This window comes from Rhizobium sp. 768_B6_N1_8, assembly GCF_051811225.1.
Taxonomy (GTDB): domain Bacteria; phylum Pseudomonadota; class Alphaproteobacteria; order Rhizobiales; family Rhizobiaceae; genus Rhizobium.
The window spans coordinates 1,719,837-1,737,975 of record NZ_JBPWPV010000002.1; the positions used below are offsets into that span (position 1 = coordinate 1,719,837).

At 58.6% G+C, this 18,139-nt stretch carries 16 protein-coding genes and 1 pseudogene; 8 read left to right on the forward strand and 9 right to left on the reverse strand.

What is annotated here, in order from left to right; genetic code table 11:
* The first annotated feature begins 257 nt into the window (after nt 1-257).
* Complete coding sequence (locus AB8B33_RS32155; RefSeq protein ID WP_439018466.1) at nt 258-1,709, forward strand: sensor histidine kinase; 1,452 nt, start codon at nt 258-260, stop codon at nt 1,707-1,709.
* Here the strand turns inward: AB8B33_RS32155 and AB8B33_RS32160 are convergent.
* The gene (locus AB8B33_RS32160) at nt 1,706-2,365 is read right to left on the reverse strand and encodes a response regulator transcription factor (protein ID WP_113321004.1); all 660 of its coding nucleotides are present in this window, start codon (nt 2,363-2,365) and stop codon (nt 1,706-1,708) included. The genes AB8B33_RS32155 and AB8B33_RS32160 overlap by 4 nt on opposite strands.
* A 602-nt stretch (nt 2,366-2,967) precedes the next feature.
* On the opposite strand from AB8B33_RS32160, the gene AB8B33_RS32165 reads away from it, so the two are divergent.
* Together AB8B33_RS32165 and AB8B33_RS32170 are read left to right on the forward strand one after the other, a co-directional pair.
* A complete protein-coding gene (locus tag AB8B33_RS32165; RefSeq protein WP_439018467.1) occupies nt 2,968-4,533 on the forward strand; it encodes a diguanylate cyclase domain-containing protein in 1,566 nt (521 codons plus the stop codon).
* Nucleotides 4,534-4,590: 57 nt separating this feature from the next.
* Nucleotides 4,591-4,845 (forward strand): annotated as a pseudogene (locus AB8B33_RS32170) (alpha-hydroxy-acid oxidizing protein); the annotation flags it as partial.
* Between the two features lie 113 nt (nt 4,846-4,958).
* Here AB8B33_RS32170 and AB8B33_RS32175 read toward each other — a convergent pair.
* From AB8B33_RS32175 to AB8B33_RS32185, 3 genes are all read right to left on the reverse strand, one after another.
* The gene (locus AB8B33_RS32175) at nt 4,959-5,624 is read right to left on the reverse strand and encodes a hypothetical protein (RefSeq protein WP_439018468.1); all 666 of its coding nucleotides are present in this window, start codon (nt 5,622-5,624) and stop codon (nt 4,959-4,961) included.
* Nucleotides 5,625-6,043: 419 nt separating this feature from the next.
* Nucleotides 6,044-8,188 carry a methyl-accepting chemotaxis protein gene (locus AB8B33_RS32180; protein ID WP_439018469.1) on the reverse strand — a complete coding sequence of 715 codons (2,145 nt, stop codon included), beginning with the start codon at nt 8,186-8,188 and terminating at the stop codon, nt 6,044-6,046.
* Between the two features lie 16 nt (nt 8,189-8,204).
* A complete protein-coding gene (locus AB8B33_RS32185; protein WP_439018470.1) occupies nt 8,205-9,134 on the reverse strand; it encodes a substrate-binding domain-containing protein in 930 nt (309 codons plus the stop codon).
* 302 nt (nt 9,135-9,436) lie between these two features.
* Here AB8B33_RS32185 and AB8B33_RS32190 point away from each other — a divergent pair, with 302 nt between their 5' ends.
* Nucleotides 9,437-9,805, forward strand: coding sequence for a hypothetical protein (locus tag AB8B33_RS32190; protein ID WP_439018471.1), 369 nt, complete (start codon nt 9,437-9,439; stop codon nt 9,803-9,805).
* Nucleotides 9,806-10,060: 255 nt separating this feature from the next.
* Here the strand turns inward: AB8B33_RS32190 and AB8B33_RS32195 are convergent, their stop codons facing one another.
* From AB8B33_RS32195 to AB8B33_RS32210, 4 genes are all read right to left on the reverse strand, one after another.
* On the reverse strand, nt 10,061-10,852 hold the full coding sequence (locus AB8B33_RS32195) for an amino acid ABC transporter ATP-binding protein (protein WP_439018472.1): 792 nt from the start codon (nt 10,850-10,852) through the stop codon (nt 10,061-10,063).
* Nucleotides 10,849-11,517 (reverse strand): amino acid ABC transporter permease, encoded by a 669-nt coding sequence (locus tag AB8B33_RS32200; protein ID WP_439018473.1) that lies wholly within the window; start codon nt 11,515-11,517, stop codon nt 10,849-10,851. The genes AB8B33_RS32195 and AB8B33_RS32200 overlap by 4 nt, the downstream gene beginning before the upstream one ends.
* A complete protein-coding gene (locus tag AB8B33_RS32205; protein ID WP_113321025.1) occupies nt 11,514-12,155 on the reverse strand; it encodes an amino acid ABC transporter permease in 642 nt (213 codons plus the stop codon). The genes AB8B33_RS32200 and AB8B33_RS32205 overlap by 4 nt, the downstream gene beginning before the upstream one ends.
* A gap of 98 nt (nt 12,156-12,253) precedes the next feature.
* Nucleotides 12,254-13,081, reverse strand: coding sequence for a transporter substrate-binding domain-containing protein (locus tag AB8B33_RS32210; RefSeq protein ID WP_439018474.1), 828 nt, complete (start codon nt 13,079-13,081; stop codon nt 12,254-12,256).
* Nucleotides 13,082-13,311: 230 nt separating this feature from the next.
* Between AB8B33_RS32210 and hutC the strand changes: the two genes are divergently transcribed.
* The 4 genes from hutC (at nt 13,312) to AB8B33_RS32230 (ending at nt 16,996) form a co-directional block, all read left to right on the forward strand.
* A complete protein-coding gene (gene hutC / locus AB8B33_RS32215) occupies nt 13,312-14,055 on the forward strand; it encodes a histidine utilization repressor (protein ID WP_439018475.1) in 744 nt (247 codons plus the stop codon).
* Nucleotides 14,052-14,993: a LysR family transcriptional regulator gene (locus AB8B33_RS32220; RefSeq protein WP_439018476.1), complete on the forward strand. Its 942-nt coding sequence runs from the start codon at nt 14,052-14,054 to the stop codon at nt 14,991-14,993. Before hutC ends, AB8B33_RS32220 begins: the two co-directional genes overlap by 4 nt.
* Nucleotides 14,994-15,104: 111 nt before the next feature.
* Nucleotides 15,105-16,460, forward strand: coding sequence for an LLM class flavin-dependent oxidoreductase (locus AB8B33_RS32225; protein WP_439018477.1), 1,356 nt, complete (start codon nt 15,105-15,107; stop codon nt 16,458-16,460).
* A complete protein-coding gene (locus AB8B33_RS32230; protein WP_439018478.1) occupies nt 16,457-16,996 on the forward strand; it encodes a flavin reductase family protein in 540 nt (179 codons plus the stop codon). The genes AB8B33_RS32225 and AB8B33_RS32230 overlap by 4 nt, the downstream gene beginning before the upstream one ends.
* On the opposite strand, the gene AB8B33_RS32235 is transcribed toward AB8B33_RS32230, so the two are convergent.
* Complete coding sequence (locus tag AB8B33_RS32235) at nt 16,973-18,136, reverse strand: aminotransferase (protein WP_439018479.1); 1,164 nt, start codon at nt 18,134-18,136, stop codon at nt 16,973-16,975. The genes AB8B33_RS32230 and AB8B33_RS32235 overlap by 24 nt on opposite strands.
* Nucleotides 18,137-18,139: the final 3 nt, after the last annotated feature.

The window sequence follows — 18,139 nt, forward strand, 5'->3', positions numbered from 1 at the left end:
TTTGGATTGCTCAGGAAACGGTATCGTTCCGGCAATGCTTCTTTTCCGGCCTGCGATGGCAGACACCGGCTGCTCTGCTGCAGATCTTCTACTGGGGTTTCGGAGATGAGGTTGCGAAAGCCGATAGAAAATCTTCAGGATTGTCTGCGACGATCGGATAGTGTCTTGTGGCAAGGCGAAGAGATAGTTCCAAAGGTCCGCCGACATTTACGGACTTTGGTCTTCAGGAGGCCGGGACGTTAGGCCCGGAAGAAAATGTGACTTTGGTCCCGCTCACGAAGATCTCCGGCGGCTTGAGTTCCAAGATCTTAGCAACTTGGCACGGCCTTGATTTAACGAAGCAATTTCTGATTGTGGCAGGACTCGTCATCTGCAGTTCGATGGCAATCCTAGGTGAGTGGTTGAACGGCCAGATTGCGGCAAATCAGCTGAGAAGTCGCGCCGAATCCGGTGCCCTTTACATGGAGGGTTTTCTTGCTCGTCACATCGAGGGATCGTCAAGCGACCCCCAGGTGGCCGAAGCCCGCCGCAAAGAACTCGACGATCTGTTGATCGGCACCGATCTCGCGCGTCGGGTCGAAGGCTTCAGGATCTGGCGCAGTGATGGGGCAGTCGTCTACAGCACCGACAAGTCTCTCATTGGAAAAATCTTCCCGTCGTCGGATATCGACCTGGCTTTTTCGGGCCAGGTCGTCGCCCAGCTTGAAAACGGCCACAACGACGGCGAGGGGGGAGAAGCGACCAGGGGTCGACCGTTGATCGAAATCTATGCGCCGATCTATCGCTCAGGCACGCGCGACATCATTGCCGTGGGAGAGCTCTACGAGGATGCCGCCGAATTCGTCGTCCAGCGAGCCCGGGTCCAGCGTCAGACATGGGCGATCGTCGGTGCAACGACACTGGCCATTATGGCCTTGCTGTTCCTCATCGTTCGACGGGCGAGCAATATCATTGCCAATCAAAGGATGACCCTGAAATCGCAACTAACTGAGGCTCAGACGCTAGCCAAGCAGAATACTGAGCTGCGCAAGGCCGCTGATCGGGCGCGCATGGATGCATCGAAGTCCAACGAGCAGCTTCTCAATCGCATTGGTGCGGATCTCCACGATGGTCCCGTTCAACTCCTCAGCCTGTTGATCCTCAAGCTGGGGGAAAGTACAGACGCACCGGTCCCATCAAGCACAACCTTCGAGAGCGCGTCCGGAGTGCAGGAGGCCGATCTTGCTCCCGCACGTATCGCAAGCCAGGTGCTTACAGAGTTACGTGAACTCTCGACAGGGTTGGTTCTGCCGGAGATCGAACATTTGCCGCTGAAGGCGGCCCTTCGCATGGCGATCGACCAGCACGAATATGCCACCGGTTCGAAAGTTACATCGGAGTGTGACGGGCTGCCTGAGCGTGTCGCGCATCCTTTGAAAATCTGTCTTTATCGGGTTGTCCAGGAGGGACTTAGCAACGCGTTTCGGCATGGCGGCGGCCATGACCAGCGGGTCTCTGCCTGGGCAGACCTGTCGGCCATCACTGTCGTTATTGCAGACAGCGGCCCGGGCTTTGGAAAGAGCAACTCGAGGGGGGACCACAGACCGCTCGGTCTGCAGGGTATTCGCAATCGCGTTGAAGCCTTCGGCGGTCGTGTTCACATTCGCCAGCGTCCCCGCTCGGGAACCGAGCTTGAGGTCGTCGTGCCGATGGAAGGTAACAGTATCTAGTGGCGCTGAATCGTGTCTGTTCCACTCTCAAGCTTTTGAGCGGCGAGTAGAACTTCCAGCCGATTTCGCGCGTTCAGCTTCTGCATCAGGATCGTCATGTAGTTTTTCACGGTCTTCTCGCCGATCTGCAGGTCGGCTGCGATCTGACGGTTCGTGAACCCCCGCAACAACATCCGGATGATCTGGCCCTCGCGGATGCTGAGCTTTACTTCCGTACCTGTCACTTTTCGCAGCGAGGCTATCTTGAGCTCTTCTATGACCTTGCAGGCAAAGGCGGGCGTGATGAACATATCGCCTCGGTGGACAGTTGCGATGGCCTGGATGAGCTCCTTGGCACTACTGCCTTTGAGCACATAGCCGCTGGCGCCTGCGTTGAGTGCTCGCACAGCGTGATCGCTGCCAGTCATGGCTGTGAAGACCAGGATTTTCGTTCGTTTTTTTTCGACAAGTTTCGAGATCGTGTCGAACATGTTTCCGGGCATCATCAGATCGACGATAAAGACGTCGGGCGCCAAGCGCAGGCCGATCTCCAATGCCTCCTCAGCGCTCGACCCGGTCGCCGCGACAGCAAATGCCGGCTGCTTCCTAAGGATTTCAGTCAATCCGGCCAGCATTAACGGATGGTCGTCAACCAATGCTACTGAGATTGGACTCATGTTATGCGCCCTGTACCAAGTAATTGTATAATTTGTATTCGTAATTTAATTTCCTGTCTATGTAGCCATTTCTGACTATTACTCTCGTGGGTGGAGTAAGAGTCCAGCCACACATCACCCTCACCCGCGCTGCATTCAGTCCACACACAGTCCCAAGACGGCCTCGATATGGGGATGATCTCATCGGTGGTGCGGCAATGCGCGACAGAAACGCTGACAGCGCGAACTCTCCGGTGCCGGTCTAGTGGCCATGGAAATACACGACGCTATGCGAACGCCCTGGACACAAACTGGAATTGGATTGTTGCGAAACGGAAAAAGGGGGGCACGCAGCGCCGGAACTCAAGACGAGAAGGCGACCGGCTTTCTCCGCAGAATAAACTTATCCGTTTGGAGCAATAGCGTTTCCATTCTATCAGCCTCTTACATCCAGATGGATAAAAGCCCGACTATAAATTTAAAGCAATATTAAGCGCCGTGCCGATCGCCGGGTCGACAGTGTTTGCGTGGCATTGCCATAATAGCCCAATATGAGTTTGCATTTATCGCGCGTTTGATTGGCTCCCGCTCAGCAAGCCGATTAGCCAATAGCGGAGCTACACATGTTCATTCGTGTGCTCGATTGCATCAGCACTGATCACAATCCGACGCTTGTCGTCGTTGCGATTGTTGTCGCGCTCTTCTCGGGCTTTGCACTGTTCACCATCCTCGACCACGCCAGAGCGCGACATGGCCGCACGAAGATCGTTTGGATATTTGTGGCTGCCTTCACGGCGGGGGGCGGAATTTGGTCGACGCACTTCATCGCCATGCTGGGTTTTCAGCCTGCTGCGGTTGTGAGCTACGATGTTGGTCTCACGGTAGTGTCGGCCTTTTTTGCAGTTGCCCTTGCGGGAACTGCAATGCCTTTGTTACTGTCGCGCAACCCTGTCAACGCTCTGGCGGGCAGCCTTCTTCTCAGCGCTGCAATCGGTGTGATGCACTTCATCGGCATGAGGGCTCTGCTCTTTGCCGGCACTTTCGAATGGCATCTGCCTCTCGTTGCGCTCTCGCTCTGCGCGGGCTGCTTGCTTGTTATCGCGGCGACGTTCGCCGAACGTCGACGTGCTTCGGTCGGATTTCGTCTTGCGGCGGGATCCCTATTCGGTGCAGCTATCTGCACACTGCATTTCACCGCGATGAGCGCCGCCATTCTTAAGACAGATCCGTCTCTTCTGGTTCAAGATGGGAACCTGTCAGAATTTCTCCTCGGGATATCAGTTGCCGTCGTCACAGCATTGATCGTGATCTTCAGTCTGGTGACGGTTATGTTTGATCGACGTGCTCACGATGCGACCACTGATGCCCAGCAGATGCGATGCATTCTTGAGGCCGCACAGATCGGCATCCTGGTTTGCCAGGATGATGAGATCGTCTCTGCGAACAAGGCATTCGAGCGGTTAGTGGGCTGTGAAGGATCGAGTATCGAAGGGCGTGCCGTCGCCGACTTTTTCGAACCGCCGGCACGCGCCAATCGCCACGAACCGCGCCCCTACGAGACCGAAGGACAACTAAAGACGGCCAACGGGATGCGGATGGACGTTGCGCTCAACACAACTCCGATCCTATCCGGAGACACGTTGCGACATCTCGTCGAAGTGCGCGATATTGGCGATCACAAACGTGCTCGTGACCGCTTGGATCACCTTGCGAACCATGACGAGTTGACCGGACTTCCCAACCGCAGACTGTTAAATGCTGAGTTGCGACAGGAGGCACTGTCCAGTCAGGAGTTCGGGCTAATGTGGATGGATCTCGATCGCTTCAAGGAGGTTAATGACACGCATGGGCATGCGATCGGAGATGCTCTTCTCCAGGCGGTGGCGCAACGCTTCCGTTCGGTTCTGGACGAGCGGCATTTGCTTGCTCGCGTGGGTGGAGATGAGTTCGTCGTTCTGTTCAGGCACTCATCGAGACAAAGTGATCTCGCCAGCGCAGCTGAAAGCCTGTTGAAGGCAATGGTCAATCCGGTCGTCGTTGAAGGCCAGATGCTGGAAGTCGGGGTGTCTATCGGTTTGGCAAGGTATCCCCAAGATGCGGAGTCGACAGACGCTTTGATGCGCCGGGCCGATCTTGCTCTTTATGAGGCGAAAAAGACCGGTCGCAGCCGTTACGCCCCCGCAGCGTGAGCCTTGCGTTGTCGGTGAGGTGGCCGGGGGGGGGGGCGCGATACGGACGTCGAGGCCGTCGGAGAGCGGGCCACCGTAATGATCGACGGAGGCGTCAGGCGCGGATCGGACGTGCTGAAGGCGCTTGCGCTCGGAGCGAAATTCGTCTTCGTCGGGACGCCGTTCTTATACGCTGCCGCCGTGGGCGGAACCGATGGCGTGCTCTTGGCTGTGGACATCCTGAAGACGGAACTCCACCGCAACATGGCCCTGCTCGAGGTCACCGCAGTGGACGAGCTGTCCACCGCGCATCTTGTCCCAAACCAACGCTGAACCATCCTTGCGCCGAAGGCCGTCGAGAAGCGGTTCATCAACTTTCGTGAGAATCCAAAAAGGAGGGGATGGGAAACTCGCTGCTCGTAAATTGGCAGGTCATTGATTTCCTCCTATTTCAAGTAAAACCGTATGAGATCGAGCATGGATCGCTCGATTGAATTGACAACTTCCGGAGATCTATTTCTGACGATGAGCCCCACTCGGGCCAGCATGCGCCCTTCGACGAGAACGTAGTAATCGCAATTCGAGGGCAACTTTGGGAAACAATCCAGCCCGTCCTCGGACGTGCCTGTCAATACACTCACCGACCAACGGTCGCCAGGTCTTGAAATCGGGCGGACACTCGCAAGCAGATCATTCAGCACTGTCGTTCGAGGGAGGCCGCTGACATCAAAACCTAATATTGCTATCGGCGTGCGTTGATAAGGTTCCGTGTCCTCGCAGAACGCCTCCTGTTTGGCCAAGGAATAGCAATCGCCCTGGACATTGAATCCTACACGACTAACCGATAACGGGCCGCCGATACCTGTTCCCCAATTGAGCTTGGCGCGGTCGTCGGCTGTTGGTGGGCCGGAAGGCTTCCGGAAGGAGCCGTGATCACCAAGCCGTTCAGCGGCAAGGTAGAAGCCGCCGCGCAAATCAACTGAAAAAGGGACACGACCAATTTCGATCGGGAAAAGCTCGTTTGCCAATGCTTGCGAGCCGTTAAAGCCCGTCAGTAGTATTGCTATGCCCAAGGTCAGGTACAACAGCATAGTCCGGGAAGCTTTCGCCATTGGAGACATCAGGTTTCAATTTACAGGGCTGCGGGCATCTGTCGGGGGGATTCCGCCCGGGACGATCACTTGGAAATCAGATGACCACACCAATCGGCTCGAGTTCATATCAAAGGGCGCTCGCGGCGTCTGAATGCTGCGAGGCCTCGAGGAGTCGGCCGGCGAAATGGGTGAGCGACATCTCTTCCTCGGCGGCTAAAACATGCCGACGGCAGACTGGCAAGGCCGCGATCAAACATCCAGTGGGCAGTACCCGGTCGCCTCGTAACGATCTCGGGACCGTTGGTTTCCGCTGGCCGACTACACACGTTCCTCCAGGATTCTTCTGGCTTACATTGATTGACCTCGTTTCGAGACCGTCAGGCCGACAGGCGACCCGGCCTCAGACCGGGCTGCGCCATTGGGAACGATCGAACGCGTCACGATGCCATCGCATAATGCCGATTTTCTGAGATGCGAGCGCTGCTTGTCCGGAACCGGTGCAGCAATTCCGCGAGGTTCTCAGTTTCCTGCGTCAGACTCTGAGCTGCAGCCGTGGTCTGTTCGACCATCGCGGCGTTTTGCTGGGTCACCTTGTCCATCTGGTCGCCGGCGGCCGAGACCTCGCGCAGGCTTGTGGCCTGCTCGCGGGCGGCCACCGCAATCTCGGCGACCGTCGCATTCATCGCGGTCACCTGCTCGACGATCTGTTCGAGCGAGACGCCGGATTCGCCGACCAGTTCGACACCCGTCTTGACCTGCATCGAGGAGGTGGAGATCAGTTCCTTGATCTCTCTTGCCGCATTGGCCGAGCGCTGGGCGAGCTCGCGCACTTCCTGGGCGACGACGGCAAAACCCTTGCCGGCTTCGCCGGCGCGTGCGGCTTCGACACCGGCGTTCAGCGCCAGCAGGTTGGTCTGAAAGGCGATCTCGTCGATGACGCCGATGATGTTGCCGATCTTCGACGACGAGTTCTGGATTTCCGTCATCGCGGCGATGGCGCGGGAGACGATCTCACCACCCTTTTCTGCGTTGGTGCGGGCCGTTGCCACGACAGCCTGGGCGCGGCTGGCGCCTTCCGCCGTCCCGTTGAGGCCGCGGGTGACATCACCGAGCGCTGCGACCGTTTCTTCCAACGAAGCGGCCTGCTGCTCGGTGCGGCGGGCAAGATCGTTGGAGGCAGTGGAGATCTCCGCAAGGCCGGACCGGATGGTCGTGACCGCGCGAATAACGGAACCGATTGCTTCTTCCAGGCTTGCGACCGAGTTGTTGAAGTGATCGCGGATCCTGATGTAGCGGTGGTCGACTTCGCCGACGCGGACCGAGAGATCGCCCTTCGAGAGTGCATCCAGGCCTAGAGAAATCTGGCGGAAGGCATGCTCCATCACGTTTGCGTCGCTGAGGCGCTCGGCTTCCTGGCGCAGCCGCTCTTCTTCGGCTGCGAGGCGGGCGCGCTCGGCATTGGATTCGGCGATCAGCTTGGCGCGACCGGTCTCCTGGAAGACCCTCAGCGAACGCGCCATGGCGCCGAGCTCATGACGATTCTCGACGCCCTTGATCGCGATGGTGTCGTCGCCGCGGGCAAGCCGCTCCATAGACTGTGCCATGCCGCGAACGGCGGAGGCAATCAGTCGGCCGACCAGATAGGAGAGCAGGAGGCCGATGACGATCAACAGGCCACTAATGACCAGCATCGTGCTGGTCGCGGCGGCGACCGTTGCTTCGACGGAACCGTCCAGGTTCTTCTGCGCGCCGGTCACGGTCGCCTGCAGATCCTTGAACGCGCCCGATATCTTCGGCGCGAGCACGTTGAGCTGCATCTGACGGATATTGCCGGATGCCTCCAGTACTTCCTTCAGATCGCCGAGACGGGCAGTGTAATTCTGCATGAGCTGGCCAGCGCCCATCAGGCGCTTCTTCTGCAGCTCGTTCTTCGCAGCCTTGGCGGCGGCATCGTTGAGCGCCACCGCTTCGGCGAGCGCCGCCTGCGCCGTATCATAGGCGGCGAAATCGTCCGAATGCACAAAACGTTCGGAAAAATAGAGGCTGCGGTTCAGGGCCTCCAGCGTCTCCGCAGTCATGTGCAGCAGGGCTACGTGATTCTGGCGCCAGGCGCTGCGCATGACGTCGTTGAGCGCGATGCTGGTCCAGGGCCCGAATTCGGTGACCTTGGAAATCAGCATGTCACGTCGGGCCTGAAGGGCGACGATCTGTTCGAACGCCTTGCCATAGGCTGCAATGTCCTGACGGATCGTCGCAAGACCGGACTGCAGGTCCCTGTTATCTGCAAAACGCGCATCGCCTGCCTCGAAGGCTTTGACGCCGGCGCGAAAGCTGTCGACGACGGCCTGCGTCGGCGTGGAGCGGAAGGCTTCCGCCGACATCTGGATCTCGTGCAGTCGGTCGCTGTAATCGGAGATGGCAAGGCTCTGGCCTGCCGTGGCGCGATAAGAGGTGAAGATGGCAGCAAGCCCGTTCATGCCGGAGATCGCGCTGACGGTGAGAAGGCTCATCAACAAAATCAGCGGTACGAAGCCCGAGGTGATCTGCGCGCGAATGCCGAATTTATTCCAGAAATGCAACATGATTGGCCTCTTATGCTCACTGGCTCTTCGGCAAATATTTGGTGATGTTCTCGGGCGTCACGAGTTCGAAGGGAACGTTGTTTTCGCGCGGCACCTTCTCCTTGTTGGCGAGCTTCACAGCAGCATCGACTGCGACCGCACCCTGCCCGACGGCGCTTTGAAGAATAGTGACGTCGAGATCGCCGGCCTCCATCGCGGCAAGCGCGTCGTCGGTCGCATCGACCCCGGCGGTGACGACGTCCTTCATCGGCATACCAGCCTTCTTCATGGCGCGGATCGCACCGAGCGCCATCTCATCATTGTTGGCGATGACAGCGTCGAACTTGACGCCGGCCGCCAGCCATTCTTGCATCTGCTGGTCGGCATAATCGCGCGACCAATAGGCCGCCTGCCGCTCGACGATCTCGAGGCCCTTGCATTCCGGCGTGGCGATGACGTCTGATATGTCCTGCGTGCGGGCGCGGGCGGCCGCGTGGAAGGGTTCGCCCATCAGCACGACGACGCGGCCCTTGCCCTTGAGGAGCGCACAGACCTGCTTCGTTTGGAGCGTTCCTGACTCCTTCTCGTTCGAGGCGACCACGACCTGATTTTCCGGCAGGTCGAGCAGGTTGGAGGGGACGTTGTTGATGTAGACCAGCGGAATGCCTGCATCTGCCGCCATCTTGGTCATTTGCGGCCCGAGGTCGCCATCGGAGACGGCAAGGATAATGGCGTCGACCTTGTCGGCAATGAGCTTCTGGACCTGCTTCTTCTGCAGCTCATTGTCGCTCTTGGCATTTTCGGTGACGAGCTTGAGTCCTGATATTGTCTGCCCGTGATTGACGACGCCGTTCAGCAGCGCCGTTCTGAATTTGTCGAGATCGGACATCGAGACGCCGATTGTCTGCGCGCCGGCGGCGGAGATCGACATCGCCAAGGCTATGGATGCGAGCGTGGCAGTCTTCACTAAATTCCCTCCGCGATTTGGACAGCATCGGATCGTTACAAATCTTGGTAAATTTTACCTTTCATTCGCAGGGAGGTGGCCAAGGAAATTTAACGGTTGGCCATGAGATCGAAGTCGGGGCTGCCGACCCATTGTGTAGTCGGTGTATCCGGAAAGCGTCGTGCCCATGAAGTCAGCGCCCGAGGCGATAGCGTCCTGACCTTCCTCTGCGGTGCTCTGCCATGGTCATACGGCCATGCGCTTTCGCCCCTGCGACCAGATCGCCGACAGAGACGCATAAAACTTCCTGAGGTGGAGTTTACTTGGCTGACGTCCGCGGTTTTTCACAAGACGAAATTGAAGCGGTTCGCGACTACGCTAATCGTCTTTATTTGCCAGAACGCCCAAAGTGGCTCGTTAGATTGATCCAGCTCCAGCTCCGGGATGGTTCTCGTAAAAACTTCAACCAGCGTGGGAAGAAGATCGAGGCCATGCTCGTCGGCTCCCGGGACCGAAATGCCCGCGATCTACCGTTGGAATTGGGGGAACATAGGAGGGAAGAAGAAATACCGCCGGATCAGGAATTGCTGGACCTGCGGCTTGCTTGGATCACCGAACATGGATTCGTTCATCTGAATGCGAGAGGACGAATGTTGTCAAACGAAGCCTATTTGGAGAGCGCTGATGCGTAGCGTTCAGCTGCAATCAGCCGAAAGAGTCCTGAATGATCGTCTCGAACGGATTGGAACCAGTGACCTCTCCCATCTGCCGCCGCCTCGGACATTTTCGATCGTCAAAAACAGATCACGAGGAACAGACCCTTGAATAGCTGGCGGAACCCATAAGTCGTCTGCCTCCGCGCATTACCCGGTGTGAATGCGGATCAGGTTTGGGGAGATTCCAGGTGCTCAACCTAGTCTGCCTGGCGACCTGGAAGGACATGGACATTACAGCAACATCGAGGCACCGCGGTCGAGATAGGTATCGAGGAATTGTTCAAGACGGGGATTTCTCGGCTTCTTAAAGACCTCCTGGGGGGATCCGCTGAAGAGCACTTTGCCGTGGTCGAGAAAGATGATCTGCTGGCCGACGGTCGCAGCAAAACCTATCTCATGCGAGACAACAACCATGGTCATGCCCTCAGCGGCCAGATCGCGCATGACGTTCAAGACTTCGCCAGTCAGCTCCGGATCAAGCGACGAGGTCGGCTCGTCAAACAGCATGATCTTGGGCTTCAGCGCCAGGGCACGGGCGATCGCCACGCGCTGCTGCTGTCCACCTGATAGCTGCGAGGGATAGTGCCCGGCCCGGCCCTCGAGGCCAACCTTGACGAGCTGGGCCATTGCCCGCTCCTCCGCATCCTTGCGGCCCATCCTGTGAACCGTCTTCAATGCTTCGCTGACATTGCCGAGGGCCGTCATGTGCGGCCAGAGATTGAACTGCTGGAACACCATGCCGATTTGGGCGCGGATCGCCCGGTTGGTGGCGGCCGAGACGCGCTCGCGCCGTCCTTGAGAATCCTCGGTAAAGCCAAGCACCTCGCCGTTGATGGAGATCGTCCCGTGCGTTGCCTCCTCAAGAAAAGCCATGCAGCGCAAAAGAGTGCTCTTGCCGGAACCGGAAGGGCCGATGAGGCAGGAAACCCGTCCGGGTTCGATGGCGAGATCGATATCATGAAGGACCGTGGTCTCTCCAAAAGTCTTGATGAGATTCCTAACTGCTATTGCGGGGACGCTCATGCGTTGAAAAACCTGAATCTGGAAAGTTTCGTTTCAGCAAGGTTGCCAAGCCAGCCGGTGACTTCGACGAGCACCCAATAGAAAAGCGCCAATGCGGAGAGTGCTTCGACGAAGGCATATTGCTGCGACCCGATTGCACTCAGCGTGGCCGTCAGCTCCGGCACGGTGATAATGGACAAGACCGCCGTCTCCTTCATCAGGATGACCACCATATTCACGGATGGCGGCAGCACCAGCATCGTCATTTCAGGCAATAGAATGCGCCTGACGATCTGCCCCTTTGTCAGGCCGACACATTCGCCAGCCTCGATATGGCCCTTCGGCACAGCCTGGAAGCCGGAGCGGAAGATCTCGCTGAAATAGGCCGCGCCATAGATGGAAATGCCGATCAGTCCGGCCGGCAAGGGATCGAGATCAAGGCCGACAAAGGGGCCGCCGTAATAGACCAGGAATATCTGGATGAGAAACGGCGTGCCACGCAGTACGCCTACGACGGCACCCAGCGCCTTGTTGATCAGCACGCCGCCATATTGCCTGGCGACTGCCATCAGGAAGCCGATGACGGCTGCAGCGATGGTGCCGAGGATCCATATCATGATCGTTACGCCGGCACCGCTTACGATGGCCGGCCATTGCCCGACGAGGACATTGATGTCGAAGGTCACCGCGGCGCCCCCGGGAGTCTATTTTCGATCAGGCCGCCGGCAAGCGCCATCAACCAATTGATCACCAGATAGATGAGACCGGCGGATGCGAAGAGCTGCAGCGGCAGGAAGGTGCTGCCGGCAAGGTCCTGGGCCATGCGCGTCAGTTCGACGATGCCAACGACTGAAACCAATGACGACGCCTTGAGAATGAGGATCGCCTCGTTGACGAGAGCTGGAAACGTGAGGCGCAGGGCGATCGGAACCTTGACGCGTCGGAAGACCTGGCGCGGCGTCAGGCCAACCATTTCCGCCGACTCCACCAGGCCTAGAGGCACGCTGGCAAAGCCGCCGCGCAGGTTCTCGGCCTGGTAGGCTGCCGTGCAGAGCGACAGACCGATGATCGCGGCCACGATGCTCGGCACATTGATGCCGATGACCGGCAGCAGATTGTAGATCAGCAGCAGTTGCACCAACAGCGGCACGCCGCGAAAGAAGCTGATGAAAATCTGGGCAGGTCGCACGAAAAGCCCTCGCCCCGACAGCAGCATTCCCGAAAGAAGGATCGCAATCGCAAAGCCGATGAGGATCGACACAACACTGATGGTCACCGTGTAGATCGATGCCTGCAGAAGCAACTCGAAGAGTTTAACGGACATTGTTCAGATTTCGCTCGCTTGGCGGTGAGGAAGATCCGGTCGCATTTCTCGGCCATGCCCCGGCAACACCGCGGGCATGGCCGATTTCCGATGGCTGATCAGAATGCCGGGTCCTTAACGGAATCCGGTGTGTCGAAGCTCGCGCCGAACCACTTCTTCTGCAGCGTCGCCATCCGGCCGTCAGCTTTGATCTTCAGCATGGCGGCGTCGATTGCGTCCATCAGTGGCGCATGATCTGCATCCTTCAGGCCGATAAAGCCGAAATAGGATTTTTTGCCAAAGGGCGGCATCACGACTTCGAACGTGCCTTCGCGCTGCTTCGCGACGAAAGCAATATTGGGCAGTGAATTGGCAACACCGGCGATGCGGCCGGCCGCGAGATCCGCATAGGACTCGGTGAAGGCCGGATATTCGCGGATATCGACCTTTGTCGGCAGGGCTTCGGAAAACTCCTTGAGCTGATCCAGCTGGGCGGTCGCCTTGCCGACGCCAATCTTCTTGCCAGCGATATCCTCCGGCTTGTTGATCGTCTGGTCGCCGGCCTTTTTCAGGATCGCGATGGTCGCCTCGGCAAGCGGCGGTGTGAAACGATAGCGCTCCATGCGCTTCTTGGTGATCGTCGCTGGGCCTGCGACGACGTCGAACTTGCCGGCTTCGAGCGCCGGGAAGACGCCATCCCAGGGGAGCGTGACCCATTCGATTTTCACGCCGAGTTCCTTGCCGATCTCGTTAAAAAGATCGACGTTCAAGCCGACATGTTCGCCAGCGTCGATAAAATCGAACGGTGCGAAGGCCGTCTCGGTACCGACCTTCATGGTGCCAGCGGCCTTTACGGCGGCAAGCGTGTCGGCCGCATGGGCAGAAATCGTCGCGCCGAACAGAAATGCAGCGCCGACCAGCCCCTTCAGAAGCGAATTCTTCCTCATGTTTTTCTCTCCAGTTTTCACCCTTCCGGTGGAAGGTCCAAGTTCCCCAATCGTTGTCCCGCCGAGCGGATTTCTCTGATCCGCTTTTGTCTATACAAATAGATACAGGCCGGCCTACACTGTCAAACGCTAAACTCGGCGGATGCAAGATTTGTGCCGCATAGTGCCGGTAGACCCGGTAGCGGCGGCTTTGGTGGAAATTGAATGTCATCGCTGGATCGAGGTGAGTTTTGGTCTCAATTCATCAGAGAATTTTCGAAGACATCGAAACCAGGATCATGACCGGCGTTTGGCAACCCGGGCACCGCATCCCCTTCGAACACGAGCTGGTACAAGAGTATCGATGTTCCCGAATGACCGTGAACAAGGCTCTTTCGGCCCTGGCGGAACGCGGCATGATCACACGCCGCCGCAAGGTTGGCTCCTTCGTCGCCTCCCGGCAGATCGACCGCACCGTGATGGATATCCAGGACATTTCCACGGAAGCTGAATTGGCGGGGCATGACCACAGCTACAGGATCCTGCGGCGAAAGATCGAGACACTGGATGGTGCCACCGCGGCAAAGCTCGGCGAGACGACGGGATCAGACATTCTGCGGCTTCACTGCCTGCACACCGTGGACGGCAAGCCAAATGCGCTGGAGCGGCGCATCATCATGCTCGCCATGGTACCGTCTGCCAGAACCGAAAGCTTTGCTTCGGTTCCGCCCGGCAAATGGCTGCTGGACATGGTGCCTTGGTCGAAGGCAAGGCATGTCATTCGTGCGGTCTCGGCCGATGCCGCCACGGCACGCCTGCTTGAGACCGAGCGTGGCAAGGCCTGCCTGACCCTGATCCGCCAGACATGGCAGGGCAGCCGCACGGTCACCCACGTCGAAATCATCCATCCCGGCGACCGTTTCCAATTCGCCGGCGACTTTCATCCGACGGAGAGAGGCATCCCAGATCAACCGCCGCGGAGAAGCTCCTTTTGACGGTAAAACAGGTTATCAGGACGGTGCCGCTCAAGGGCTTACAGGCGTTCGAAGCTGTCGGCCGGTGTGGCGGCGTAAGCGCCGCGGCCCTCGAGCTGAAGGTTTCCCCCGGCGCAATAAGTCAGCAGATTCGCAAGATCGAGAGCTTTCTCGGCGTCACCCTGCTGGAGCGCAACGGCCGCACTGTGGAGCTCACCCAATGGGGACGGCTCTATCACCAGGAAATATCGAAGGGTTTCGAGCAATTCGCGCTTGCGGAACAGATTTTGGAACGGGCGCGCAATGAGAATGCTCTGGTTCTCAGCGCCTTGTCTTCCGTCGTCAACAAATGGATAGGGCGCCGGATCTTCGACTGGCAGGCCCTTCATCCTAATGCTCATGTCAGGATTGTCGGCCGCGACAAGGAACCGCGCATGGGCTTCGACGAGGTCGATTTCCGCATCAGCTATGGATCGGATGTGCTGCAGCATGAACACTATACCGAACTGTTCCGCGATTGGGTCGTGCCGGCCTGCTCGCCGGCGCTGATCAAAGGCAAGGCGCCCTCCGTCGCGCGGCTTCTCGAATATCCACTCCTGCATGTCGAATGGGAGCGGCACTTCACACCCTATCCAAGCTGGCGCGAGTTTGCTGCTAAGACGGGCACCGCGTTTGAGGAGAGCACAGCCGGCCTTTCCTTCACTCTGTCGAGCAGTGCGATTGACGCAGCCGTCAACAAGCGCGGCGTCGTCCTTGCGCAGATGTCTATGATTGCCGATGAGCTCGAGGCACAGACGCTCGTCATCCCCGTCGACACACGCATAGCACTGCGCGAAAGCTATTATCTCGCCTGGGACCGCGCGGCGTTGCAAAAGCCCCATGGGAGCGAATTCCGCGATTGGCTCGTGGCTGTTTCCCGTCAGCAGGCCCTGGCGTCCGCGCCCCGGCCAACACTTTAGAAAAACTAAAACAGAACTCAGCTGCGCAATATTGATGAAAATTTGTGCCTGACGATAATTTGCGCAGGCGGTTTCCCGCGGTGGCAATGACCAACATGGCAGGAGAGTTCGATGGCGCGGGCCGACAAGATGAAACTCGGAACTTTCGTCTATACGTTCGGTTTTCATCCCGCCTCCTGGCTGCATCCGGCAAGCGACGTCAATGGTGCCAACGACTTCGCTCATCTGCTCCATGTCGCCAAACGATCCGAGGCAGCCAAATTCGATTTCATGTTCATGGCGGATTCTCCCGCCGCCGCCGTCGGCGACCCCAGTGCGCTTGCCCGCATTCCCACAAAGATGAACCGTTTCGAACCCCTCTCGCTGCTTTCGGCTCTGGCGGTCACAACCGATAATCTCGGTCTCGTGGCGACGGTCTCGACGAGCTATTACGAGCCGTACAATGTCGCGCGTCTGTTCTCCTCAATCGACCATCTGAGCAAGGGACGCGCCTGCTGGAACGTCGTCACCTCCGACCACGACGAAACCGGCTACAACTTCAACCGCGAGGGGCTCGACCCACATGCGTTGCGCTATGAGCGCGGCAACGAATTCGTCGATGTCGTGTTCGGTCTTTGGGACAGCTTCGAGGAAGGCGCGTTGCTTCTCGACCGTGAAAACGGTGTCTACTATGACAAAGACAAGCACCATACGCTCGATCACAAAGGCAAGCACTTCCAGGTTCGCGGCCCCCTCAACATCGCGCGGACGCCTCAGGGCCGCCCCGTGATCGCCCAGGCGGGCGGTTCGGAACCCGGAATGGACATGGCGGCACGCACCGCCGAGATCGTCTTCAGCCTCGCATCGAATATCGAGCGCAACCGGGCCTTCTACGAAAACGTCAAGGGCCGGATGCAGGCCTATGGACGCGATCCGGACGATCTGAAAATCATGCCGGGCATCGTCATCAACGTCGGTGAAACCGAAGCCGAGGCAAAGGCGAAGGTGGATTATCTGATCGATAAGATGCATCCGGATGTTGGCCGGCTGATGCTCTCTGAATTCCTCGAGGCTGACCTGCGTGACGTAGCCCTCGACAAGCCTTTCCCCATGGATCGGCTGCCGGCGGCGCCCAAGGGATCGCGCGCCCTGTTCGATGAGCTGGTCGATTTTGTCAGAAGCGGCCACACCGTCGGCGAACTCATCCGGCACTATGCGGAGAAGCATACCGGAAATGGCATGACGGGCACGCCATCCCAGATTGCCGACTTCATGGAGGAATGGTTCGAGACGCGCGCCGCAGACGGCTTCATCCTGATGTTTCCGACCTTGCCGTCCAGTCTCGACGACTTCGTGCGGCTCGTCCTGCCCGAGCTTCGACGCCGCGGGCTATTCCGCGAGGAATACGAGGGTAGAACCTTGCGCGAGAACCTCGGCCTCTCAATGCCGGCGAACCGCTTTGCCAAAACGCAAGCGCCAACCCGATGAGTGCCGAGACCTTGATCAGCGAAGCGGACTTCAAGCTTTCGATGCGTCATCTGGCAGGTGCCGTGAGCGTGATCACCGTCGGCGACGGTGAAGACCGCACCGGCTTCACCGCGACGTCAGTCTCTTCATTTTCGGCGGAGCGGCCCTCCGTCATCGTCAGCGTCAATCGTGCCTCTTCCTCGTGGCCAGTGCTGCAACGGTACGGCTGCTTCTGTGTCAACGTGCTCGCCGCCGATCAGCAGACTGTGGCGCAATCCTTTGCCGGCCTTGATGGACGCAAAGGCGCCGAACGCTATGGCGATGCGGGATGGTACCGCCTGAAGACCGGCGCGGCCGTCCTTGAAAAGGCTCTTGCAGTGCTGGATTGCAGGCTTGAAACCGCATTCCACCATCATTCCCATGCAATTTTGATCGGGCATATCTGCGCGATCAAAATCCGAAAGAGCATAGGGCCGCTTCTCTATTGGCGCGGCGGTTATCATCAACTTCCGGCAGAGGCTGAGCGCCGCGGTCTAGAAAAGACGCTCGGACAATAGGCCTATCGACGCGACATCCGCATTGGCAAAAGCAAGCCTGAGGTAACGCTCTTGTCCCTCGCCGAAATAGGCGCCGGGTAAACAAACGATTCCGGATTCCCTGGCGAGTTTTTCGGCCACCTCGGAAGACGATCGATCGGCGAAAGGGTGGCGAACAAAGGCGAAATAGGCGCCGATCGCTCCAATCTCCCAGCCTGGCAGCTTGGACACGACCAGCCTAAGCGCATCCGCCCGGCGAGCGATCTCGGCACGGTTTCCGGCCCGCCAGTCGGCGAGCAACGGGATGGCCGACGCAACGGCGATCTGAGCCGAACGCGGTGCGCAGATCTGCATGTTGTCCATCACTTTCGCGATCTCGGCGACGAGTTTGGGTCCTGCCGTGATCGCACCCAGCCGGTGGCCAGGAATGCAGAAGGATTTCGAGAAGCTGTAGAGAAGAACGAGCGTATCCTCCCAACCCGGCTCGGACAGCAGAGAGTGCGGCCGTCCGTAATCGGCGCCGAGGAAATCGCGATAGGTCTCATCGAGGATCAGCCAGGCGCCATATTTCCGGCAGAGAACGAAAAGCTCATGAAGCAGCTCCGGCGGATACACTGCCCCGGTCGGATTGTTGGGTGTAACGACCGCCAACATCTTCGCGCCGGCCGCAAGTGCCGCCTCGGCCGAACGCGGATCGGGAAAGAACCCGTTGGCGGGATCGCAGTCGACCAATCGCCGCCCGATCCCCAGCATCGACAGCGTCGTGTCGTGATTGAAATAGAAGGGATTGGTGAGCGCTACGGTATCGCCCGCGCCAGCAAGCGCGATCGCGGCACACATGAACGCCTGATTGCAGCCGGCCGTAATGTGGATATTGCCGGCGGAAATGGCGGCGCCGTAAAGCTCGGCAATATGGGCAGCGTAGGTCTTGCGCAATAATGGCTCACCCTCGATCGGCCCGTATCCCGTCATCGCCTGTTGTCCGGCCGTCTCGCCGAGAAGCCGTAGCATCTCCGGATGTGCGGGATAGCCGGGTACGGCTTGCGACAGATCGATGAGTGGACCCTTCAGCCCTTTGTATTCACGGCCCCAGGCAACGACGGACGGAATGGGCGGGGCAGAAAGGCGGGAAGCGAGCGGATTGAATTTTGCGGCGGTCATAGC

Excerpts from the sequence above, each read along its gene's own strand:
- AB8B33_RS32160 (WP_113321004.1), bottom strand. The coding sequence starts at position 2,365 with ATGAGTCCAATCTCAGTAGCATTGGTTGACGACCATCCGTTAATGCTG.
- AB8B33_RS32165 (WP_439018467.1), top strand. The coding sequence starts at position 2,968 with ATGTTCATTCGTGTGCTCGATTGCATCAGCACTGATCACAATCCGACG.
- AB8B33_RS32175 (WP_439018468.1), bottom strand. The coding sequence starts at position 5,624 with ATGGCGAAAGCTTCCCGGACTATGCTGTTGTACCTGACCTTGGGCATA.
- AB8B33_RS32180 (WP_439018469.1), bottom strand. The coding sequence starts at position 8,188 with ATGTTGCATTTCTGGAATAAATTCGGCATTCGCGCGCAGATCACCTCG.
- AB8B33_RS32195 (WP_439018472.1), bottom strand. The coding sequence starts at position 10,852 with ATGAGCGTCCCCGCAATAGCAGTTAGGAATCTCATCAAGACTTTTGGA.
- AB8B33_RS32205 (WP_113321025.1), bottom strand. The coding sequence starts at position 12,155 with ATGTCCGTTAAACTCTTCGAGTTGCTTCTGCAGGCATCGATCTACACG.
- AB8B33_RS32210 (WP_439018474.1), bottom strand. The coding sequence starts at position 13,081 with ATGAGGAAGAATTCGCTTCTGAAGGGGCTGGTCGGCGCTGCATTTCTG.
- AB8B33_RS32225 (WP_439018477.1), top strand. The coding sequence starts at position 15,105 with ATGGCGCGGGCCGACAAGATGAAACTCGGAACTTTCGTCTATACGTTC.
- AB8B33_RS32230 (WP_439018478.1), top strand. The coding sequence starts at position 16,457 with ATGAGTGCCGAGACCTTGATCAGCGAAGCGGACTTCAAGCTTTCGATG.
- AB8B33_RS32235 (WP_439018479.1), bottom strand. The coding sequence starts at position 18,136 with ATGACCGCCGCAAAATTCAATCCGCTCGCTTCCCGCCTTTCTGCCCCG.